Genomic DNA, 22669 nt, shown 5'->3' with positions numbered 1-22669 from the left:
CCTCACATGACATCGCAGCCGCCTCTGCTGCCCCCCGATGGGGAGGCACGTCACCTCGCCCGCCAGATCCTGGCCGGGGCACGCTATGCTGCACTGGCGGTAATCGATCTGGAAAGCGATACGCCTTTCGTCTCCCGTGTCGGCATGGGGCTGTGCCCCCAGGGCCTGCCAATAAGCCTGATGTCTGATCTTGCCCTGCACACCGCCGCATTGCGGGCCAATCCGGCCTGCGCACTGCTGCTGGGGGAGCCGGGCGAAAAAGGCGATCCCCTCACCTACCCACGTCTCACGCTTCAGTGCCGTTCCGCCTTTATCCCGCGTGGCGGCACCGAGCATGCCGCCCTGCGCCGCCACTACCTTCTGAGCCATCCCAAGGCACAAATCTACATTGACTTCGCCGATTTCTCCTTTGTTCACATGCCGCCGTTTGCCGTGCACCTGAACGCCGGGTTCGGCAAGGCCTACCGGCTGAAACCAGCCGACCTGCTTTCCTAGAGCGCGCTGTCGATCCGTGCCGTCACGCTCACCCGGCCCCGGCAAGCGTCAGGCCAGCCCAAAACCACCTTGCTGCGGGCTGCTCCCTGTTCAACCTCCGTATAGGGCATGGCCGGAACCGGCCGACCGGAAGCGTCCATGATCGGCCCCTCAGCGACCACGCAAACCACATTGCGTACCCCACCCCCAAAGGGCAGATGCGGTGCAAACTCCAGAGGCCAGTTTCGCGCGGCACTGTTGGTGTCGAAACGCAAGGTCACCGGGTTTTGGACCCGTTCCTCCACTCCGGCGAACGTATTGCCCGAAACCACGATATTGCAGGCCCGTGCCATGTTGAGCTCGGCATGGGTCGTGTCGACATGCTCGATACGCGCGATATCTCCGTTGATCGCCTTGAACACGTTCCCGGAGATGTTCAGACCATCGATGAAGTGACCGCTCCCGCAGGGTTTTATGACGATCCACCGGAACCACCGCGCCACGTCGATGGCGGTGAAATTGTTGCCGGCCACCGTCAGTCCGCCAAAGGAATCGCCGGTGCCGAAATCGGGCCAGGCGTCGTGTTCGTTGGTCCACTCGATGAAGCTGTTGTCGATATAGTTGCCGGTAAGGGTTGAACGCACGTTGGGCTGGGTCAGCACGATCCCGGCCTGGCGCAGCCCGTCGGGTTCGTCATCCCCCTGGAACCAGTGGTTGTCGGCAATCATGTTGCCTGACCCGCTGAGCACCGCGAAATGCGCGAACCGCACCACGCGATTGTCGCGCAGCTTACAGTCGTTCGCATTCACGTTCAGCGCGATGGATGTCCGCTCCTGCGCAGGCAGCGGCTGTTCATTGGAGAGAAACTGACAACGATCCACTGTCAACCCGGCGCAGCCTTCCCCGATCGAGGTGATACCCCGGTCTTTCGGGCGGGTGATGAAACAGTCGCGGATGTGAAAGGCCAACCCCTGTTGTGGCAACATGACCCCACCGGAAGCGCCATCGCACTGGAATTCGATATCATCGAGAACGAACTTGTCCAGCCGCTCGAATCCACTGAAATCAAGGATATATTTGAAGCGCCGGAAGGTATAGTCTTGGCTGCTGGCGGCAGCGTAGAGCGGCTGGCTGAGTGTCAGGGTCCGGGCACTGACGTTTTTCGCCCGCACATAGATCTCACGCCCGACTCCCACCCCTTCGACCAAAGCGCCCACGGGGATATTGGCGATATTTGCAACATCGGTGAGTTGTCGGGCGTTGCTGCGCTGATACTTTGCCACCGATGCCACGACATCAGTTTCCCAGGATGCGCCAGGACGAACATAGAATTGCCCGTTCCGGATCACCCGGCGCATGGAGAAACTGTTCTTGTTGGCGACGGCCGCCTGGATATCGATCGGCGCAGCCAACTCGACCCGGCGGCCCATCATGTCAAGGCTGTCATGGTCAGAGTAGTTGAACAGGACCGCAACCGCCCGGCGAAAGGCCTCGGCCTCATCTCCGAACGCGTCGATATAACTGTTCAGATTGAAATTGCGTATCAGCGTCAGGCGTTTTTCGGCGGGCATGGCAACGCAACCCTCAAAACGCACCGGGCTGTGGAAAGTCACATCGCCCGCCAGCCAGTAATCGCCCGCCGAAACCAGAACGCTGCGCCCCCCCGCAGCGGCATCCGCAGCCTCGAACGCGGCGGTATCGTCGGTGCGGCCATCTCCCCTGGCGCCAAAATCGCGCACATCGACCCAATCCATCATCTCGCGCAGGAAGACAGAAGTAACATCCTCCACCACGAGGTCATCAATTCGCACCACACCTCCCGCCGGTCCGGTGAGGTCCAGCCCGACATGCGCATAGGCCGCGTCGCGCCCCCACGCCATGTCCACCCCAGGACGATTCCCCGTACCGATGATCGCGCTGACTTCACATACCTCTCCATAGGTCGCAAGCGTCACCGCCGTGCCGGTTTCCACCGCCCCGCCGACATGATCGCCATTGGCGGCGGCCGCAAAGGTCGCAATACGAACCTGCGGTAGGTTGCCGCTGACCGCCTTCACCCACGCCGTCACCCGCAGGTAGCACCCCGGACGGATTGGCGTCTGCCCCATATATCGCAGGCACTGGACAGCCTGTGTTTTCACCAGTTCCAGACAGTCGCCAAAATCTGCATCCCCGGTTTCCAGGACCGCCTCCGGTGCTCCTTCATACGTGGCGGATCCGGGTCTTCCATCTTCACGCGACCACATGTCCAGCCCGTCGGCAAAAGCCCGTGGCATCAGCACCAGCCCCTCGGTAATTGCCTTGTTCATCGAAACCCCTTTCCCTGCGCGCGACCGCAACCGGCGCGTGTTGACCTGCATTGCCGGGCAAAAGCCGGGCGGCAAAAGGGGTAAGCTTCAAAACATAACTTCCCCTTTCAACACCGAACGCAGGACGGTGAGAAAAGGCAAAAGGCCGGGCCCGCGCCCGGCCTGGAAATGGGGGCGGATCAGCCCCGCGCCAGCGCGTCGTCGATCAGGCGGGTGGTTTCCTCCACCCCGTAAAGGGCGATGAACCCCCCGAACCGCGGCCCCTGGCTGGCCCCCAGAAGCACCTCGTAAAGGGCCCTGAACCAATCGCGCAAAGGCTCGAACCCATGCTCCTTGCCTATGGCGAACACGAGGCTTTGCAACTCTTCCGTATCCAGCCCGCCCTGCCAGTCTTTCAGGCGGGCCGAAAGGTCCGCCATCGCAGCGCGCTCCTTGTCATCGGGGGTGCGCAACTGCCGGGTCGGGGCGACAAAATCGTGGAAATAACGCACGGCAAAGGCCGCGGCCTCATCGAGATCGGGATGCGTTTCAGGCGTCGCCTCCGGCGCATAGCGACGGATGAACCCCCACAGGCCGTCCTTGTCCTTCGCCCCCGCGACGGAGGCAAGGTTGAGCAGCATGGCAAACGGGACCTCCATGTGACTTTCGGGTGGCGTGCCGTTATGAATATGCCAGACGGGGTTGTTCACCCGTGCCTTCAGATCCTGCTCCGGAAAGGCGCGCAACTGCTGGTGGTATTCATCCACCGCCCTGGGGATCACATCCCACCACAGGCGCTTTGCCGTCTTGGGTTTTTGGTACATGAAATAGGACAGGCTTTCCGGACTGGCATAGGCCAGCCATTCATCGATCGTCAGCCCGTTGCCCTTGGACTTGGAGATCTTCTCGCCATTTTCGTCGAGAAACAGCTCATAGGTAAAGTGTTCCGGCTTGCGGCCTCCGAGAATCTCGCAAATCCGGTCATAAATCGGCGTGTTGGTGGAATGATCCTTGCCGTACATCTCGAAATCGACATCAAGCGCGGCCCAGCGCGCACCAAAATCGGGTTTCCATTGCAGTTTCACCTGCCCGCCAGTGACCGGCACGGTCCACTCCCGGCCCTGCTCATCATCGAAGGAAACAGTCCCCTCCCTTGCGTCCACATTCTTGATCGGGACATACATCACCCGTCCGGTTTCCGGGTGGATCGGCAGGAAAACCGAATAGGTCTGGCGCCGTTCCTCGCGCAGGGATTTCAGCATTACCGCCATCAGTTCGTCATAACGTTCGGCGGCGCGCAACAGCACCCCATCGAACTGGCCGGACTTGTAAAAGTCCGTCGCCGAATAAAATTCATACTCGAAGCCGAACGTATCCAGAAACCGGCGCAACATGGCGTTGTTGTGGTGGCCAAAGCTGTCATGCGTACCGAACGGATCGGGCACGCTGGTCAGCGGCTTTTGCAGGTTCTCATGCAACATGTCCTGCCGGGGCACGTTATCGGGAACCTTGCGCATGCCATCCATGTCGTCGGAAAAACAGATCAACCGTGTCGGAATATCGCTCAGGGTCTCAAACGCACGGCGGATCATCGTCGTGCGGGCCACCTCGCCAAAAGTGCCGATATGGGGCAAGCCGCTGGGGCCATAGCCGGTTTCGAACAGGACATAGCCCTTCTCGGGCGGTTTCTTTTCATAGCGTTTGAGCAGGCGGCGCGCCTCTTCAAAGGGCCAGGCCTTGCAGGACAGTGCGGCATCGCGCAGGTCAGACATCTCAAACACTCTCACTTTTCGCGTTTTTCACCGGGCCCCATGCCCAGTCTGTCCTGTCCCTATTGCCCCCCCGCGTCCACGTCAATAATCTGAGCCCGAGCACAGCCCGGGAGACCTCAGTTATGAACGCGAAGACCACGCCGCTGACCGAACAGGACGCCCTTGTCGCGATCATGATCGCGGTCTCGGCCTCGGACGAAAACATGCGAACCGCCGAGTTGCTGACCATTGAGCGGATCGTGAACCACCTGCCGGTCTTCGCCGATTACGATGCAGACCGGATCAGGGTCGTCGCCCAGACTGTCCTGGACCTCCTGGAGGAATATGACGGGCTGGATGCGCTGTTTGGCCTGGTCCGCGTCTCATTGCCGGAAAAGCTTCATGAAACAGCCTATGTCATGGCCTGCGACGTGGCCGCTGCGGACGGCAAGCTATACGAAACAGAGCTGCGCCTGCTGGAAGAAATCCGCTACGAACTGAACATCGACCGCCTCGCCGGTGCCGCGATCGAACGCGCCGCCCGTGCCCGGCACCGGACGCTTTAAACCCCGTTCCGTGACATTCTGTAAGCTTCCAGGCGCTGGCGCGTGGCATCCACACGGGCGGCCGTGGCTTCGTCGCAATGGGCCCTGTCGTTGATCAGGGCGACATCCGCATGAAGCTCGAAATCGTAAGGAACGCTGGAAAGTTCCGGACAGAATCGTTCGACAAGGTCGAAGACCGGATGTGACTGGCGGCGCACGGCTTCGTCGAATTTCAGGGAAAGAGAAATCAAACGGCGGCTGTTGAAGGGTGAGATGTAGAAATTCCGCCAAAGCGCGGGAAACATCGCACCGACTGTCGCGTTGTAGTAAATTTCCAGGAACATGAAATCCGCGGCCTTCTCACGAGCATTTTCGGGCAGGGTCGCCTGCCAGGCCTGGAAATCGGGCCGGAATCGCTCTGCGACATCGTCGTTGAACATGTTCCGGGGCACAATCAGAAGGCGCGCGATCTGCCAGTCTGGCTCGTGCCAGAATTCCTTGGGCCGAAAAACGTAAACCGCACGCAACAGATCCGTCTGATGGCCACGTAAAATCACGCTGCCGTCCTTTACCCCGGTCACCGCGCCGTTCGAATATTCCTTGGGCAACGCAGCCTTCACCCCCAACGTCATGTTGAAGAAGCGCTCGGATTGCTTCACCTCCCACCTGGGCAGGGAAAACTCCCGCCGGTCATGCGCCTCATGGGGGGCATCGAGCCTGTCGCACAATGCCCCTCCGATCACCGCGTCCCGGCGGGTGGCATAGTTGTTGATATGGGTATAAACTTGGTCGATCCGGCCCAGATGCGGCTTGGAGAAAGCCAGCAGAAGCCGGCTGTCCTGGCCACCACTGACCGGCAGGGCCGCCCGATGGACCCGCGCGATTTCACCGATGTTGAAACTGGCCCGCGCCGAGATCTCATCATACGTTGCCAGAACGTCTTGCGGCGCGACGGAGAAGTCTTCGTCCCGCGGCCAGAAGCGGATCTCTTCAAAGCGGTCGAGATCGAGATAAAAATTCGGGTTGAGCCGCCGCACATGCGCATCGACAGTGTGAAACAGGGAAATCTTGCCGCCGTGTTTCTCAATGATGTCGAAATCGTATTTCGGGTTCGCAACGACCGGTCTTTGAAGCACCAGAAGCGGCGATGCCGCTACCCGCCGCCCCTCGGGGTCATGAACACATCCGATCATCCCCACCGGATCGGTATAAAACCGGGCCGTGCCATTGACTTCAAGAAGAAACCCGTACCGCCCTGCCACATCGGTCAGGAAACGTTCGAACCCGTCCCAGAAACCGGGGGTCCCGCTGTCCAGGGGAAGCCGTGCCTCATCGCCGCCGATCAGGCCCTCCGGCCCTACCGCAATCCCCAAAAGCCGCCCGATCTGAATACCATTCACATCAAACAGCGTGGTTACGGGCAGATCCTTGCCGGAGAACACGTTCCAGCTCTGCCCCGACCAGGCATTGAAAGCCGGGATGTTCTCCTGTTCGCGGGAAATCACGTATTGATATCGGAACGCTTCCCCGAACTTGAACGGCCTGTCACGCCAAAGTCTTTGGGCCTCGAACATTTCGCGCTTTCACGTCCCCTGAAGTTTCCGGCCCGACAACCTTAACTGACACGCCCTTCTCAGCAAGACTAAATCATACTCTTCAGATATTTACGTTCGGTACACGCTTCCCCAACGCGCCAGCAGGTCCCGCTGGAGGGTACGTGCCCGCCCGATCCAGGCGCGGCCGCCCTCGGGATATTCCCGTTCGGCCCGCGACAACGCGGCGCGGCGTGGCAGATCGGCGGAAAGGATCGCAAAGGCCAGATCCCTCCCGCCGGGCGTTTGAGCATAGCCCGCCAGCGCCGAGACGAAATTCAGCGTGCCGGTTTTTGCACCGACCTCGCCCCCCGCAGCACGTCCTTTCAGGTCAAAAGGCTTGAGCAACGGTTTGAGCGGACCGCGGGGACCGACTCGCACCAGCACCCGGACCAGGTCTTCCGCCGTGACCCGAGAGGTCTCCCCCAGCCCGGAGTGGTCCGCAAATCCCGAAGATTTCATACCGTATTCTCCTCCCGCCCACTCCGACATCGCCCGCGCCGAAGCGGACAGGTCCGGCACCGCCTCCCCCCGCGCCAGGGAGGCCCGCAAGCCGACCGCCTCTGCGGTCAGGTTGGTGGAGTATTTCAGCATCCCGCGCAGGACCGAGACCAGCCCGTCGCCATGGTGCTGCGCCAGAACCGGCCCCGGAGGCCGGACCGTCGCCTCCACCGGCGCGGATAATTTCACGCCCTGACCCTGAGCCAGAACCCGAAAAACCTCAGCCGCGTAAAGCGCCGGCACCCGGACCGGCAACCACCGGGTGCCCCCCCGCCCCAACGCCCCGCGCGCCACCGTCCAGTCATCGATACTCTCCTTGCTGGAATAGGTGTAGACCGGCAAGTCACGGTCGACGACACGCATCCGCGCAACCCCCACCGGCGGCCGAAACCGCTCTGCCCGCGCATCCAGCGCGATATCGTACCCCTGGCCCACCTGGCGCCATTCGAAGTGCACGCGGTTGAAATTCAGGTTCAGTCCGGAAACCGAAGGATTGTATCCCAGATGTTCCGGCTGAAGCGGATCGACGCGCGGAACTCTTGGCAACGCGCCGGCATAATAGAGAAACCGCCCCTCGACACGGCGCAACCCGGTGGCCGCCAGCCGTTCGGCAAGCGTGCCCAGCATATCCGTATCAAGCACCGGATCGCCCGCACCGACCAACCCCAGATCTCCATACAGGACGCCATCTTCGACTGGTCCCGTGGCGACGATCCGGGTGACAAAGCGAAACTCCGGCCCCAGCACCTCCAGTGCATAAAGCGCAGTCACGACTTTCGCGACCGAGGCCGGCGGCAAGCTCAGATCGGGATTCGCGCTTTCAAGAACCGCGCCCGAACGTGCATCCGCCACCACAAAGGCCACTTGCCCGCCAAGCTTCGCGCGGGCGATCAACTCAGCCGCTTCGGGGATCCCCGGACGGCGAACGGGGCGTGGGGACACAACCGGCGCCCCGGCCCATGCCGGGGCTGCCCCACCTGCCATCATCCCGGCCAGCATGAACCGGCGGGATACTCTGCGCGCCAAACGTTCCATCGGCGCAGTGAAGCACTGAACGCCCCTTTCGGGCAAGCGTCAGTGCCATTCGCCCCGTGCCCGGATGTCACTTGAGGAAATGTCGACCATCGGCACGTTCACGAAACACCACGCGGGCGGCGCCATGTCCGGCAACAGGCGCGCGGCGCGGCGGCTGACCCTGGCTTGCGTGAACCGCTCTGCCGCCCTGGAACGCCGCGCCGCAAGACCTTGCGCAGGGCGCGCCAGAACGCCGACCGGAACGTTCTGCATGATCCATTCCCACCTTTCCCAGCGGTGGAGCCCGGCCAGGTTGTCCGCCCCCATCAGCCAGACGAACCGCACACCGGGGTAAATCGCCTGCAACCGCACCAGGGTCTGCGCGGTATAGCGCGTTCCCAGCCGGGTCTCGATATCCGTCACCACCACACGCGGGTGACGCATCACCGCCCGCGCGACCTCCACCCGCCGCGCCATCGGCGCGGGGCCGCGAAGCTTGAGCGGATTTCCCGGGCTGACCAGCCACCACACCCGGTCCAGCCCAAACCGTTTCAGCGCATGGCGCGTGATATGGGCATGGCCCTCGTGGGCCGGGTCGAACGACCCGCCCAGAAGACCGATCCGCTGGCCGGGCCGCGCGGGAGGGAAAGCCGATCTCATAACCTTTTCAACAGCCCAGTTCTTCCACTTGAGACAGGTAATCACGAACACCGCGTCACCGGAACCGCCTTTTCCAACGTCGCCGCTGGCTCATTGCTCTTGGGCGCCGAAATCGCTATGTCTGCCGCAATCCTATCCATTGCAAGCACGAAAGCGGTACCAGATGGCCTCCTACCAGTATGTCTATCACATGGATGGCGTCTCCAAGACGTATCCCGGCGGAAAGAAGTGTTTTGAAAACATCCGGCTGAGCTTTCTGCCCGGCGTGAAGATCGGCGTCGTCGGCGTAAACGGCGCCGGGAAATCGACGCTCCTGCGGATCATGGCCGGCTGGGACAAGGACTTCAGCGGCGAAGCCTGGGCCGCCAAGGGCGCCAGGGTCGGGTACCTGCCGCAGGAGCCCGAACTGGACCCGGCCCTGAGCGTGCGCGAAAACGTCATGCTCGGCGTGGCCGAAAAGAAAGCCAGGATCGACCGTTTCAATGAGATCGCCATGCAGATCGCCGAGGATTACTCCGACGCCCTGATGGAAGAAATGACCGCCCTCCAGGACGAGATCGACGCCCAGAACCTGTGGGATCTCGACAGCCAGATCGACGTCGCGATGGAAGCCCTGCGCTGCCCGCCGGACGAGGCCCCGGTAGAAACCCTCTCGGGAGGGGAAAAGCGCCGCGTTGCCCTGTGCAAGCTGCTGCTGGAAGCCCCCGACATTCTGCTGCTGGACGAACCGACCAACCATCTCGACGCAGAGACGGTCGCGTGGCTCCAGCAACATCTGATCGAGTACAAGGGAACCTGCCTGATCGTCACCCACGACCGGTATTTTCTGGATGACATCACCGGCTGGATTCTCGAACTCGATCGAGGGCGCGGTATCCCTTACGAAGGCAATTATTCAAGTTGGCTGGAGCAAAAGGCGAAGCGGCTGCAACAGGAAAGCCGCGAAGACAAGGCCAGGCAAAAACAACTGGAACGCGAACTGGACTGGATTCGCGCCGGCCAGAAGGCCCGGCAGGCGAAATCCAAGGCCCGTATCCAGGCTTACGAAGAACTCGCCGGCCAGTCGGAGCGTGAAAAACTTTCCCGCGCACAGATCATCATCCCCAACGGCCCGCGCCTGGGCGGCAAGGTGATCGAGGTCGACGGGCTCAAGAAAGGCTATGGCGACCGGCTGCTGATCGAAGACCTGAGCTTCTCACTTCCCCCCGGGGGCATCGTTGGCGTGATCGGCCCCAACGGCGCGGGGAAATCCACCCTGTTTCGCATGCTGACCGGGCAGGAACAGCCCGACGCGGGAACCGTCACCTTTGGCGATACCGTGCAGCTTTCCTATGTGGACCAGTCCCGCGATGCGCTGGCCCCGGACAAAACCGTGTGGGAAGAAATCTCCGACGGGCTGGATATCGTCACCCTCGGCGACGCCGAAGTGAACAGCCGTGCTTATTGCTCCTCCTTCAACTTCAAGGGTGGCGATCAGCAAAAAAAGGTCGGCCTTCTGTCAGGCGGAGAGCGCAACCGCGTCCACATGGCGAAGCTTTTGAAATCGGGTGGCAACGTTCTGCTGCTCGACGAACCCACCAACGACCTCGACGTGGAAACCCTTCAGGCGCTGGAGGCGGCGTTGGAGGATTTCGCCGGATGCGCGGTGATCATCTCCCACGATCGCTTCTTTCTCGACCGGCTCTGTACCCATATCCTCGCCTTTGAGGGCGAAGCCCATGTCGAGTGGTTCGAGGGCAACTTCGAAGCCTACGAGGAAGACAAGATCCGCCGGCTCGGTCCCGACAGTGTGGAACCCAAGCGCGTCAAATATAAGAAATTCGCACGCTGACCCGGTGCGGGGCGCCCCAACGCGCCCCGCGCCAACTTGCCGGTGGGACGTAGTCCGCTCATATTTCCCCCATGTTCAAGCTGACGCCCATTCTGCTCGCGCTACTCTACGGGCTTGCGATGTATCACTTCTCCGCCTGGCGCACCCGGCGGGAACTGAACGCGCGTTCCTCTGAACTGGTCGACCCAAATCTGAAAGTCCTTACGGACCGCATGGCACAGGTCCTCGATCTACCGCGCATTCAGGTGCATCTTTACGAGATTCCACAGGTCAACGGGCTGGCCGCAGCCGACGGACGCATCTTTCTTACCCGCGGGTTCTATGACCGTTATCGCACCGGGGACGTCACCGCCGAAGAACTTGCCGGCGTTATCGCGCATGAACTCGGTCACGTCGCGCTTGGCCATTCCCGCCGCCGCATGATCGATTTTTCAAGCCAGAACGCACTGCGCACGGCTCTGGCGATGGTATTGGCGCGTATCCTTCCGGGGGTGGGCGTTTACATCGCCAGCACGCTGACCTCACTCCTGGCGGCACGGTTGAGCCGTCAGGATGAATACGAAGCCGACGCCTACGCGGCGGCACTGATGACACGATCGGGTATCGGCATCGAAGCGCAGATTTCATTGTTCGAAAAACTCGAGACCCTCACCCAGTCCGGAGCCTCCGCTCCGGCCTGGCTGTTGAGCCACCCGAAAACAGTCAAACGTATTCACGCCATCAAAGCCCTGCAAGCTCGGTGGGAGGATTAACAACCCAAGCGTGTTTTTTGTGCAGGGGGCACCCCATAGGTTTAATTTTTACGTTGATCTATTTTTGCTATATGTGTTACCGTTGAAGTTATTCTCAGACTCACATCAAGCGGTGTCGACCCAACAGCAGTGAGTGTGTGAAGCGAACAGAACGATTAAGGCCAAGAAAATCCGACAGGAAAACGCAAATGCCTGATCTTGAAGCCATATCAGAACTTCGAATCATCCTGCGTGAAATGGAGCGCGATGTTGGTCTGGATTGTCTCTCCCGAACCGAACGCGATGTTTACCTGGCCGCACGCCAGCTTTCCAAACTTAATGGCAGTGTGGTCAATTCTGACGAAATTCGCCACCACGTCCTGGTTCGTGACATCCCCCAAGCGACTTTTTATCGCAGCCTGCGCGCACTAATCAACAAAAGCCTGCTTCAGCATGCTGAAGGGTGGCGCGCTAAAAATTATACCGTGCAGCACCTGCACGCCTCTCCCTCCGAAAGGGTCCTGTCCGCACTGGCCTGATTCACCCAAGGGCCTTGCCCAGCCTTGGCAGTCGCGCGCGTTTCAGCAATGCACGCAAGTCCAGCGTTTCACCCGCCATGGCGCAGGCGGTGGCATGCACACCCCGGACAGCATCCGTAACATCTTCCGCCGCGCCGTACCAAAGCCCCATCAAAAAAGCATCCGGGTTTTTCCGCTGGACCTCCTCGGCCTCCAGAATATGCCGGGGAAAATCGCGTGCATTGAAAGTCAGCAAAATTTCCGCCGACCCGGAAATCGCCGCGGCCAGAACATGTATATCGGCCGGATCGGGCAGCCACAGCCGCGCCGCAAGCCCATCCTGCCCCACCACCTCCGAGTCGGGCCACGCGGCGCGCAGCAAGGCGATCTCTCCGCGGGCCTGCGCCTCTCCCACAGGGCCCAGTTTGCGCGCCGCACGGCCCCATTCTTCCAGAATTCGCGCAGACCAGAGCGGCGTGAACAGCCCTTTCGCCGCCACAGCCAGCAGAAGCTCCCGCAGTACAGTCGGGTACAGCACGCAGGCATCCAGCAAAACCTTCATTCGGTCAGCCGAAAGAACAACACCTTGAGATATCCCGACTCCGCCAGTTGCGGCAGCATCGGGTGATCCGGCCCGGCGAATCCGGTATGAATGATCTGCCCCCGCCGCCCGGCCTTGCCGATCCCCCGGACGCTGGCGGCACGAAACCGCGACAGATCCGCCGCATGGGAACAGGAACATAACACCAGAAATCCCCCCGCCCGGACAAGGCCGGCACCCAACCGCGCCACACGTTCATAGGCCCGCAGCCCCGCCTCCAGCGCCTGTTTCGAAGGTGCGAAGGCAGGCGGATCGCAGACCACCAGGTGAAACCGCACATCGTCTTCCGCCAACGCGGCCATCGCGTCAAAGGCGTCTCCCCGACGCGTCTCCAGCCGCTCCGCAACTCCGCTGGCCGCCGCCCCCTGCTCCGCCAACTCCAGCGCCGGGGCAGAACCATCCACACATACGGCCCGTGCCGCCCCCCCCGCCAATGCCGCAAGACCAAAGCCACCGACATGGGAAAAGACGTCCAACACGTCCCCGCCTTTCGCAAGGGTGGCCGCGAAGGCATGGTTGGGGCGTTGATCGAAGAAAAGCCCGGTTTTCTGCCCCCCCAGAAGATCGGCCATGTAGGTCGCGCCATTCATCGGCACGGGAACGGGCGCCTCCACCGTTCCTTCCAGCAGAACGGTTTCCTCGGGCAACCCCTCCAGCGTCCGCGCACGCCCGGTACCATTCTTCACCACTGCCCGCACACCTGTCACCGACCGCAGGGCGGCAATAAGCGCGTCAAGCCTGCTTTCTGCCCAGGCCGCGTTGGGCTGAACGACGGCAGCCTCCCCGAAACGATCGATCACGACACCGGGCAAGCCATCGGCCTCGGCATGGATCAGACGATAAAACGGCGCCGCGAACGCAGCCTCCCGCAGCGCCAGCGCCCGGCGCAAGCGGGCCGCGAACCAGTCTTCCCCGATCTCGGCTTCCGGGTCACGATCCAGCATTCTGCAAATGATTTTCGAATTCGGGTTAACCGCCACCGTGCCCAGGGGGCGGCGCTCGGCGTCTTCCAGCCGGGCGATCGTTCCGGGCGCCAACGCCCTGGTGCGTCGGTCGGTCACCAGTTCATCGGCAAAGACCCACGGGAATCCGTGACGGATAGCACGCACGTCAGCCTTGGGCCGCAGGCGCACGAGAGAAAGAGGCGGATGTGTCATGCCTTTCTGTTAAGGCTTTCGGAGACGAAGCGGAAGGGTCTCAAATCCGCCGCCCACGCGCACCGCCCCGCCGCCGCGCCTGGGGCGCTTTGTGAAGCCCCGCGCGCAAAACCGCTGTCATCGGGTGGTCCGGCGCTGTGCCCCGGTATTCCGCCAGCAGCCGCTTGATCGCCTGTCGCGCATCCACCCCCACCGGCAGGGACAGCGCCCAGTCAATGAAAATCGACCGGCATTCGCCATCGGTGATGCCTTCGATCCGATAAGATTCCGCCACCAACCGCTTCGGATCGGCCTGCTCAAGCCTCATCGGAAACCTCCTGCCCACGGGCCAGAACTCGCCCGATCGCTTCGGCGGCAGCGGCACGGCTGGTCGCCAGAACGGCGTCCAGGTCATCGGCGCTGGACACATCCGCCCCACGCAGCAAGAAGGCCAGCCCCGCCTCGCCCAGCGTATGGGGGTCCAGGGGTTTGTCGCTGATGAGTTTCGCCGCCCCCTGCACCTGCCGGGACAGGTCGTAGGCGCGAATAAGCGTTTCAGCCTCGGCTTTTTGCAACCACCCGGCACGAATCCCGGCGCGCAGCTGGTTTCCCACCCGTGTTGCCGGACTGTTCGCGATCAGCGCCGCCCCGGAAGCGATCAGTTCAATGTCCTGCCCCCGGCCCGGTCCCTGCTTGCCGTCCCAGGCGTTCTTGGCGGGCTTGGCGGCGGCCAACCGGGCACGCATGTCCACGATCCCTGTTGTCACCCGAACCGGGTCGGCCTTTTCACACAACAGTTCGCGCCGGAATGCCTCCACCTCCCCGGCCAGTGTCGCAGAACCCGCGACGGGCCGGGCGCGGGTCAAGGCCAGATGTTCCCATGTCCAGGCTTCTTCGCGCTGATAATTGCGGAAAGCCTCGGCTGAGGTCGCTACCGGCCCCTGGTTGCCCGACGGACGCAGGCGCATGTCGACCTCGTACAGCTTGCCCTCCGCCATGGGGGCGGTCAGGGCCGTCACAAGCGCCTGCGTCAGGCGGGCATAATAGGCCCGCGCCGCAAGGGGGCGCCGCCCGTCCGAATTTTCCACCCCATCCGCGTCGTAGATCACGATCAGATCCAGATCGGACTTCGCCGTCAGCAGCCCCGCCCCCAGCGACCCCATGCCCAGCACCACCGCCCCCTTGCCCGGCGGAGCTCCGTGCTTATCCGCAAAATGCGCAACGACGGCGGGGTAAAGCGCCGACAGGACCGCTTCCGCAAGGTCGCAATACTGGCTGCCCGCCTCGACCGCATCGATCAGGCCCCGCAGGTGATGCACCCCGATGCGGAAATGCCATTCCCGAAACCAGCGGCGCAGGGTATCCAGGCGGCCCTCATAATCCCCAACCTTTTCCAGCCGTCCCGCCGCATCTTCGCGCAAGGCAGACCGCCCCGGCCAATCGCTGAAAAACGCGCCGCCGATCACCGCATCCAAAACACCCGCATTGCGGGACAGGTATTGGGCAAGCTCATCGGAAACCGTCGTGATATCGATCAGCAGGTCGATCAACTGGGGGTTCGCCTCGAAGAGCGACAGGATCTGCACCCCGGCAGGCAACCCGGCCAGAAACCCGTCAAAGGCGGTGAACGCTTCCATCGGACGCGGCGCCTTGGTCAACCGGGTCAGAAGGTCGGGCTTGAGCCGGTTGAATATCTCTGCCGCCCGGGCGGAGCGCAACGCCGGGTAACCTTGCCATCTTTCAACGATCTCCCCCGTACCTTCGGGCAGATCCGGCATATCCGCACCCGGCTTGTCTGGGGCGAAGAACCCTTCGGTCAGCGCCTTGACCCGGTCCAGCCGTTCGGTGAGGTCTGCGCGCCATGACCCGGCATCCGCCTGCCCGGTGAAACAGGCGATGCGCGCAATTCCTTCGGCGGATCCGGGCAACTTGTGAGTCTGCGCGTCGTTGACCATTTGCAGGCGGTGCTCCACCTCGCGATGGGCGCGGTAATCGGCGGCCAGCGTCCGGGCCACTTCTGCGGGAATCCAGCCCTTGCGCGCCAGTTGCATCAGCCCGTCGACCGTGGCGCGTACACGCAGTTCCGGGTCACGCCCTCCGGCGATAAGCTGGCGGGTCTGGGTGAAAAACTCGATCTCGCGGATCCCCCCCTGCCCCAGCTTCATGTCATGGCCTTCCAGCGCCAGCGGCCCGTGCAAGCCTTTATGGGACCGGATTCGCAGCCGCATGTCATGGGCATCCTGAATGGCTGCGAAATCAAGGTGCTTTCGCCACACAAACGGGCGCAGGCGATCGAGATAGGCCCACCCGGCCTCGATATCCCCGGCGCAGGGGCGCGCCTTGATATGGGCGGCACGCTCCCACGTGCGGCCGAGACTTTCATAATACCTTTCGGCCGCCTCCATCGACATGCAAACCGGCGTCACCGAGGCATCGGGGCGCAAGCGCAGATCGGTGCGGAAGACGTACCCCTCGCCCGTCTGCTCCGACAGGATCGAGGACATCTGCCGCGTAATACGAATGAAACGCGCGCGGGCATCGTGGAAGTCGGCCTCGTCATAGCGATCCTGATCGAACAGCATGATCAGGTCGATATCCGAGGAATAATTCAGTTCATGCGCACCCTGTTTGCCCATCGCAAGGGCGACCATCCCGGCGGCGCTTTCCACGTCCGCCTCGGTCGCTCCGGGAATCTTGCCGCGCGCGATCTCGGCAGCGACAAGCCGGCGCAAGGTGACGTCCACACACAAATCGGCAAAATCGGTCAGCGCGGCGGTCACCTTCTCCAGCGGCCACACCCCCCCCAGATCCGCCAGCGCGATCCACACCGCGGCCCGGCGCTTGGCCTGCCGCAGACCGGATTTCAAACCCTCCGCCGGCAGGGCGCGGACCTCATCCAGCAGGCCATCGAAAACCGGCTCTGCCTCCCCGCACAGCGCAGCCTCCAGCCACGCGGCCTCCTGCTGTATCAAGCCCTTGAGATAAGGACTACACCCGGCAGTCCCCTCCAGCAGCGCCCGAATCGTCGGCGGCTGACTGGCGAAACGGTCCGGCACCTCGGCGCCGCGATCGGGCTCGAAGGCGATGGGGTGGCGGGTCAATCGATTGGCAAAACTCATGACGCAGTGATGCAGCGCCCGCAATCTCCGGTCAACACGCCTTGTCGGCCCGCCGCGTCCTTCCTATCTGACAGGCATGAACAACCTCACCCTGCCCGACCCGGTAACACAGGCCGAATTCTACGCCGACGTCCCTGTCAAACGGCTTGTGGCGTGGGTGATCGACACCCTGATCATCATGCTGCTGGCCGTCTTGGCGCTGCCCTTCACCGCCTTCACGGCAATCTTCTTCTTTCCGCTGTTTTTCGGTCTGATCGGATTCGCCTACCGGGTAACGATGCTGACACGTGGTTCGGCAACGCCGGGCATGCAACTCGTCGCGATCGAGTTCCGCTCCGCAAGGGGGGAACGGTTCGCCCTGCCCGAGGCCGCATTTCACACGTTTCTGTACATGCTTTGCCTGATAACGATCCTGCCGCAGGTCATCAGCATCATCGCCATGCTGACCAGTGCGCGCAGGCAAAGCCTGCCCGACAGGGTTCTGGGCAGCGTGGCAATCAATCGCCCGGCGGCGCTGTAAGCGGCCTGTGGGCTTGGCGCTGGCGATTTTGGATGCTAGCGTTCGTTAAAACCGCTCAAAAGACCGACCATGCGCCACACCCTTCCCTTAGCGCCACAGTTTTACGTGACGGCGCCTCAGCCGTGTCCATACCTGCCCGACAGGGTGGAACGGAAGTTGTTCACCGCGCTTCAGGGCGATTCCGCCGAACCGCTGAACGACACCCTTTCCCGGCAGGGCTTCCGGCGCTCACAGAACGTGCTTTACCGTCCGGCTTGTGCGGACTGCACCGCCTGCCTTTCCGCGCGGATCCGGGTTGCGGATTTCACCGCCTCCCGCAGCCAGAAGCGGACGCTGCGGCGCAATCGCGATCTGCAACGCCATTCAAGCACTCCCTGGGCAACCGAAGAACAGTTTTCCCTGTTCCGGCGGTATCTCGACAGCCGGCACGCCGATGGCGGCATGGCCGACATGGACATCTTCGAATTTGCCGCGATGATCGAGGAAACGCCCGTACGCTCCCGCGTGGTGGAATACACCCGCACTGCCGGCACACATGGCCGCGTGCTTGAGGCCGTTTGCCTGACCGATGTTCTCGATGACGGGCTGTCGCTGGTCTATTCCTTTTACAACCCCGATGCCGCCAGGGCGAGCCTGGGAACCTACATCATCCTGGACCATATCCGCATCGCGCAAGAGGCGGGCTTGCCCTATGTCTATCTTGGCTACTGGGTGCCGGGCAGCCCGAAAATGGGGTACAAGGCCGGTTTCTCGGCGCTTGATATCTACAAGCGGGGGCACTGGATCGGCCTTGGCGATCCCAATGGCCATGAACAGGAAACCCACCCACTCTCGGTCGATCCGATCGCCGAACAGGTTGCCCAGATCAGCCTGCCGGACCTGCGCGCGGTCCGGCTCTAGCCTCGCATCAGTTCGGCAACAGGTTGGGAACGATCGTGACGATCTGCGGGAACAGCCACAGGATACCCAGGCCCACCACCTGGATCACCACGAAAGGCGCGACCCCGCGATAGATGTGCATGGTCGTGACCTCTTTCGGCGCCACCCCCCGAAGATAAAACAGCGCGAACCCGAAAGGCGGAGTCAGGAAGCTGGTTTGCAGGTTCACGGCGATCATGATCGTCACCCATTTCGGATCGAACGTGCCGCCATAGATGACCGGCCCCACAATCGGGATGACAATGTAAATGATCTCCAGGAAATCCAGAACGAAACCCAGCACGAACAACACCAGCATCACGATCAGGAAGACCTTGAACTCGTTGTCGAAGCTGCGCAGGAACTGTTGAATGTAGTGCTCCCCCCCGAAGGAAATCACCACGAGGTTCAAAAGCTGCGACCCGATCAGGATGGCGAAAACCATTGCAGTGACCTTGGCGGTTTCCCGCACCACCGGCGCCAGAACGCCCGTACGCAGCAGCACCCAGCACGAATAGAGAATGCCGAACATGGCAAAGTGATAAGTGCCCTGCGCCACGAAAAAGGCTATCCAGTCTTCCAGCGGAACGCCTGCGCGATTGATGCGCAGATCGAAATTCGTGCCGACCAGAATCATCACGACGATGGCAAAGGCTGCCAGAATAATCGCCTTGCCGGTTCTGTCCTCCTCCCGCAGCTTGCGATAAGCCGCCAGCATCAGGGCCCCGCCCGCACCCAACGCGGCGGCGGGCGTCGGATTGGTGATGCCGCCCAGAATTGACCCCAGAACCGCCACGATCAACACCAAGGGTGGAAAGACGACGCGCAACAGATCATTCTGCCCCAGCCGTGCGGCGGCCGCCCGACAGCCGTAAAGAGCCATTCCAACAGGGATCGCCAGCAACAGGAAGACCGCCCCGGGACTCGCCGCGGCAGACAGGAAGACCGCATCTGTCGCCAGCCCCAGCGTCACGCCCACCGCCCCGATCGCCAGGGGCAGCGGCGATGCGTTCGGGGCAATCCCCCGCGCCAGCGACAAGACGATCCCCAGCAGAACGAACCCGATTGCAAGCTTGGTCGAGATCGGCGGGGCGGAGGCGATCCTTTCCAGCCGCAGCGCCTCGATCTCTTCGGGCGAGCGCTGCCGGGTTTCGACACCTCCGCCGGCGGCATCGATAGCCTTCTGCTGTTCGAGGGCCGTGTCCCATTTTTCCTGCCCGTGCAGCGCAATCATCGACACCTTGCACTGCTCGGAAACATTCGTCCGCAGGGACGCGGCTTCGGTGGAATCCGTAAAACTGCTGACCGTGATGTCCTGGCTGCCGACCAGCCCCAGATACCCCGCCAACACCGCCCCGCCAATCAGCGCCGAGGGCGCGCCCAAAAACCACGTCAGCGCCTCCCCCCGCGTTACCGGATTGCCCGCGCTTCCCTCCACCACGACCGGCGGCGCCTTGGAGGGGTTGAACAGTGCAAAGCCGAACGCATAAGCCGCATAAAGGCCAGCCAGCATCATCCCCGGAAGAACGGCGGCCTGAAAAAGCGTGCCGACCGACACCACCGCCGCCTCCCCCAGATAGGTCAGCGCATCGGAACACCCGGCAAGCTGGGCGCGTTGTTCCTGCGCGGCAGAGTAGAGATCCCCCGCCAGGGTACCCAGCAGCACGATCACGATTGAGGGCGGAATGATCTGTCCCAGAGTTCCCGAAGCCGCAATCACCCCGGTTGCCAGCTCGGGCGAATAGCGGTTACGCAGCATCGTCGGCAAACTCAGAAGCCCCATGGTGACAACCGTCGCGCCCACGATCCCGGTCGACGCCGCCAGGAAAGTTCCTACAACCACGACCGACACCGCCAGCCCTCCGGGAAGCGGCCCGAAGACCCGTGCCATGGTCGTCAGCAGATCGTTGGCAATCTTCGACCGCTCCAGCGTGATCCCCATGAGAACGAACATCAAAACCGCCAGAAGCGTTTCGATCGACTGCCCGGCCAGGACGCGTTCGTTGATGCGGTTGACGATGAAGCTGATGTTGCGGTCCAGCGCGACCTCCCAGCCCTGCGGGAAAAGCGGCGTGTCATATCTGGGCAGATCCGGATATCGGAAGACCGAGATCGCATCCGGATGCAGCCCCTGCGCAATCAGCGCGCCATAGGCCTGGCTGGTCGTGTCGACCGCCTGGTGAATCAACAGCCCCGCGCTGTCGAGCGACGCGATGATCCCGAAGGAAATGATCGCCGAACCGCCGATGGCAAACGCCACCGGAAACCCCGATAAAATCCCGCCGAAAAGGCAGAGGAAAACGATAATCAGCCCGATCTCGATTCCATCAAGTCCGAAAAGCATGCCCCGCCCCTTTAATGCGTTCCTTCAAAGGCTTCTTCGCCTGCTCCGAGGGTATCCTTGTCGAGGAAACGGTCGGCGCTGTCTTCCCCTTCAACGAATTCGAGGTAGGAGCGGTAGAAGAACGCCACCGCCTGCAGGAAAACCAGCCCCGCGAAGAGCACCAAGAGAATCTTGAACAGGAAGTACCCGTTGAAGCCGTTCGGAGAAAACCCGATGGTTTCGACGTTCCAGCGCACGGCACGGGCTTTCAGCAGCAACCGATCCAGAGTGTCGCTGGCCGAAGGCTTGGGGGTGATCAGGTGCCGCCACATGAAGAACCAGCCATACATCCAGATCAGAACCGCCATCGGCATCATGAACAGCAACGACCCGGCCATGTCGATCAGCCGCTTCATCCGGTGCCCGACGGCGGCATAGATCAGATCCACCCGCACATGACCTCCCTGCACGAAGGTGTATGTGACGCACAGGGTGACGACCATCGCGTTATAAAGCTTCAGTTCCTCTGACCACCAGCTCAGATCCTTGGCGAAACCGTAGCCCAGCGGGCCGAACTGAATCTCCGCCACGCGGAAAATACGCTGCAAAAACACGATCATGATCTGCTGCAAAACCATCAGCAGGCCGGTCCAGGCGGCGACCCGCCCAAGCCCGTTGGCGAGTCCCTCCAGAACGCGGACCGCACCCCACATGATGCTCCGCCGCCAAATCCCCACTGCCGTCAGGACCAGAAAGGCCGTGAAGACCACGAAGAAGAACTCCACCGAGCCGCCGTAATAGACGAATCGCATGATGGCCTGCTTATCGGACCAGTCCAGCCACAACCCCGGATGCGTGATGGCATACCCGAAATTGAAAAACGCCTGGCCGATATTCTGAAGGACCCACAAAAGGCCGTCGAACATCCGTTACCTCGGTTTTTACCTGCAGGCGAAAATCCCGGCCCGACCGGGCCGGGCCGGGCCGCGGCGCATCAGCCGCCCAGAACGCGGTCGCGCTGGGTACGATAGGCCCCTTCGGACCGCTGAATCCAGCCTGAAGACGACTTCATCGAAGCGGTCACGCTCTCGTAGGTGCGCTTGTAGATGTCGTCGCCGATGTTTTCCTGGTGGACCTCCATCGAGGCTTGCCCGAAGGCATCCCAGACGCTGTCGGGGAATTCCATCAGCTTGACGCCCCCCGCGGCCAGGCGTTGCAGCGCCGCCCCGTTTTGCGACAAGAACTGCGCGAGGTTCCACTGATGCGCCTCGGCAGCGGCAATTTCGCAGATTTTCTGCTGGGCGGGGGTGAAACTGTCGAAGACATCGCGGTTGAACGCCAGCGAAAGGCCCGCGCCCGGTTCGTGGAATCCGGCCGTGTAGTAAATCTTGGTGATCTCCTGGAACCCGGCTTTTTCATCCGCCCAGGGGCCAATCCACTCGGTCCCATCGATCGCACCCGAGGCCAGCGCCTGGTACACCTCACCTCCGGGCAGGTTCTGCACGCTGGCGCCCAGCTTGCCCAGAGCCTTGCCGCCAAGTCCGGGCATGCGGAATTTCAGGCCGTTGAAATCCTCCGGGCTCTTGATTTCCTTCGAATACCAGCCGCCCGCCTGCGCGCCGGTGTTGCCGCCGAGGAAGGACTTGATGCCAAAGATCTGGCCCAGTTCGTCATGCAACTCGTGGCCGCCGTCATGGTAGTACCAGTTGGCCAGTTCCTGCGCGCTCATCCCGAAGGGAACGGAGGTGAAGAAAGCGTAAGCCGGGTGCTGACCGACAAAGTAGTAATCCGCACCATGGTACATATCAGCCTGGCCGGAAGTCACGGCATCGAAGACCTCGAAGGCCCCCACCAGTTCGCCCGCGGCTTTGAGGTCTACGGTCAGCTGGCCATCGGTCATGGCGGTAATGCTGTCGGCGCACCGCTGTGCGCTGTCATGCACACCTGCCAGGCCGCGCCCCCAGGTGGTCACAAGCGTCAGCGTGCGCTTGCCCTGCGCATATGCCGGCGCCGCCAGCGTGCCGGCTGCGGCGGCCCCGCCAAGGGCGGAATTCCTCAAAAAAGAACGACGATCCATAAGGTTGGTTCCTCCCGGTTACACGCCCGCCCTTCGCGGGCGGATCTTTGGAATGATCAAAACTTAGCGG

The 22669-nt window shown here is 62.1% G+C and carries 19 protein-coding genes; 7 read left to right on the top strand and 12 right to left on the bottom strand.

From position 1 onward, the window contains the following. Positions 1-6 precede the first annotated feature (6 nt). Entirely contained in the window at positions 7-495 is a 489-nt protein-coding gene (locus C8N32_RS00775; RefSeq protein WP_107890563.1) for a HugZ family pyridoxamine 5'-phosphate oxidase, read from the top strand. Here the strand turns inward: C8N32_RS00775 and C8N32_RS00770 are convergent. Both C8N32_RS00770 and C8N32_RS00765 read right to left on the bottom strand, forming a co-directional pair. After that, the gene (locus tag C8N32_RS00770; RefSeq protein ID WP_107890562.1) at positions 492-2783 is read right to left on the bottom strand and encodes a glycosyl hydrolase family 28-related protein; all 2292 of its coding nucleotides are present in this window, start codon (positions 2781-2783) and stop codon (positions 492-494) included. The two genes, C8N32_RS00775 and C8N32_RS00770, sit on opposite strands and share 4 nt — an antisense overlap. Before the next feature lie 179 nt (positions 2784-2962). Continuing rightward, entirely contained in the window at positions 2963-4534 is a 1572-nt protein-coding gene (locus tag C8N32_RS00765; protein ID WP_107890561.1) for a lysine--tRNA ligase, read from the bottom strand. Between the two features lie 122 nt (positions 4535-4656). On the opposite strand from C8N32_RS00765, the gene C8N32_RS00760 reads away from it, so the two are divergent. Beyond that, positions 4657-5079: a tellurite resistance TerB family protein gene (locus tag C8N32_RS00760; RefSeq protein WP_107890560.1), complete on the top strand. Its 423-nt coding sequence runs from the start codon at positions 4657-4659 to the stop codon at positions 5077-5079. Here the strand turns inward: C8N32_RS00760 and C8N32_RS00755 are convergent. From C8N32_RS00755 to C8N32_RS00745, 3 genes are all read right to left on the bottom strand, one after another. After that, complete coding sequence (locus C8N32_RS00755) at positions 5076-6632, bottom strand: hypothetical protein (protein ID WP_107890559.1); 1557 nt, start codon at positions 6630-6632, stop codon at positions 5076-5078. The genes C8N32_RS00760 and C8N32_RS00755 overlap by 4 nt on opposite strands. Before the next feature lie 90 nt (positions 6633-6722). Beyond that, positions 6723-8186: a D-alanyl-D-alanine carboxypeptidase/D-alanyl-D-alanine endopeptidase gene (gene dacB, locus C8N32_RS00750; protein ID WP_107890558.1), complete on the bottom strand. Its 1464-nt coding sequence runs from the start codon at positions 8184-8186 to the stop codon at positions 6723-6725. Positions 8187-8225: 39 nt separating this feature from the next. Further along, complete coding sequence (locus C8N32_RS00745; RefSeq protein ID WP_107890557.1) at positions 8226-8825, bottom strand: nicotinate-nucleotide adenylyltransferase; 600 nt, start codon at positions 8823-8825, stop codon at positions 8226-8228. Positions 8826-8988: 163 nt separating this feature from the next. Here C8N32_RS00745 and ettA point away from each other — a divergent pair, with 163 nt between their 5' ends. From ettA to C8N32_RS00730, 3 genes are all read left to right on the top strand, one after another. Next, positions 8989-10656, top strand: coding sequence for an energy-dependent translational throttle protein EttA (gene ettA / locus C8N32_RS00740; protein WP_107890556.1), 1668 nt, complete (start codon positions 8989-8991; stop codon positions 10654-10656). 71 nt (positions 10657-10727) lie between these two features. Further along, complete coding sequence (locus tag C8N32_RS00735; RefSeq protein ID WP_107890555.1) at positions 10728-11408, top strand: M48 family metalloprotease; 681 nt, start codon at positions 10728-10730, stop codon at positions 11406-11408. Positions 11409-11596: 188 nt separating this feature from the next. Then, positions 11597-11926, top strand: a complete 330-nt coding sequence (locus C8N32_RS00730) for a hypothetical protein (protein WP_107890554.1) — start codon at positions 11597-11599, stop codon at positions 11924-11926. Position 11927: 1 nt separating this feature from the next. On the opposite strand, the gene C8N32_RS00725 is transcribed toward C8N32_RS00730, so the two are convergent. From C8N32_RS00725 to C8N32_RS00710, 4 genes are read right to left on the bottom strand one after another with little or no spacing between them, the layout of a single operon-like run. Beyond that, positions 11928-12467 carry an RSP_2648 family PIN domain-containing protein gene (locus tag C8N32_RS00725; protein ID WP_107890553.1) on the bottom strand — a complete coding sequence of 180 codons (540 nt, stop codon included), beginning with the start codon at positions 12465-12467 and terminating at the stop codon, positions 11928-11930. Beyond that, positions 12464-13663: an RSP_2647 family RNA methyltransferase gene (locus tag C8N32_RS00720; protein WP_107890552.1), complete on the bottom strand. Its 1200-nt coding sequence runs from the start codon at positions 13661-13663 to the stop codon at positions 12464-12466. The genes C8N32_RS00725 and C8N32_RS00720 overlap by 4 nt, the downstream gene beginning before the upstream one ends. A 40-nt stretch (positions 13664-13703) precedes the next feature. Next, a complete protein-coding gene (locus tag C8N32_RS00715; RefSeq protein WP_107890551.1) occupies positions 13704-13970 on the bottom strand; it encodes a hypothetical protein in 267 nt (88 codons plus the stop codon). Next, the gene (locus C8N32_RS00710) at positions 13960-16761 is read right to left on the bottom strand and encodes a bifunctional [glutamate--ammonia ligase]-adenylyl-L-tyrosine phosphorylase/[glutamate--ammonia-ligase] adenylyltransferase (protein WP_107890550.1); all 2802 of its coding nucleotides are present in this window, start codon (positions 16759-16761) and stop codon (positions 13960-13962) included. Before C8N32_RS00710 ends, C8N32_RS00715 begins: the two co-directional genes overlap by 11 nt. A 76-nt stretch (positions 16762-16837) precedes the next feature. Here C8N32_RS00710 and C8N32_RS00705 point away from each other — a divergent pair, with 76 nt between their 5' ends. Both C8N32_RS00705 and C8N32_RS00700 read left to right on the top strand, forming a co-directional pair. After that, complete coding sequence (locus C8N32_RS00705) at positions 16838-17281, top strand: RDD family protein (RefSeq protein ID WP_107890549.1); 444 nt, start codon at positions 16838-16840, stop codon at positions 17279-17281. A gap of 69 nt (positions 17282-17350) precedes the next feature. Then, positions 17351-18181, top strand: a complete 831-nt coding sequence (locus C8N32_RS00700) for an arginyltransferase (RefSeq protein ID WP_107890548.1) — start codon at positions 17351-17353, stop codon at positions 18179-18181. 7 nt (positions 18182-18188) lie between these two features. Here C8N32_RS00700 and C8N32_RS00695 read toward each other — a convergent pair whose 3' ends face one another. The 3 genes from C8N32_RS00695 to C8N32_RS00685 all read right to left on the bottom strand — a co-directional run bounded on the left by C8N32_RS00695 (position 18189) and on the right by C8N32_RS00685 (position 22599). Beyond that, entirely contained in the window at positions 18189-20543 is a 2355-nt protein-coding gene (locus C8N32_RS00695; RefSeq protein ID WP_107890547.1) for a TRAP transporter large permease, read from the bottom strand. An 11-nt stretch (positions 20544-20554) separates the two neighbouring features. Next, positions 20555-21448 (bottom strand): TRAP transporter small permease subunit, encoded by an 894-nt coding sequence (locus C8N32_RS00690; RefSeq protein WP_107890546.1) that lies wholly within the window; start codon positions 21446-21448, stop codon positions 20555-20557. 68 nt (positions 21449-21516) lie between these two features. Further along, on the bottom strand, positions 21517-22599 hold the full coding sequence (locus C8N32_RS00685) for a TRAP transporter substrate-binding protein (protein ID WP_107890545.1): 1083 nt from the start codon (positions 22597-22599) through the stop codon (positions 21517-21519). Positions 22600-22669 lie beyond the last annotated feature (70 nt).

The sequence above is a fragment of the Rhodovulum imhoffii genome (assembly GCF_003046545.1).
GTDB lineage: Bacteria > Pseudomonadota > Alphaproteobacteria > Rhodobacterales > Rhodobacteraceae > Rhodovulum > Rhodovulum imhoffii.
Note: the sequence above shows the minus strand (reverse complement) of the source record. Positions and strands in the feature narration are given on the sequence as shown.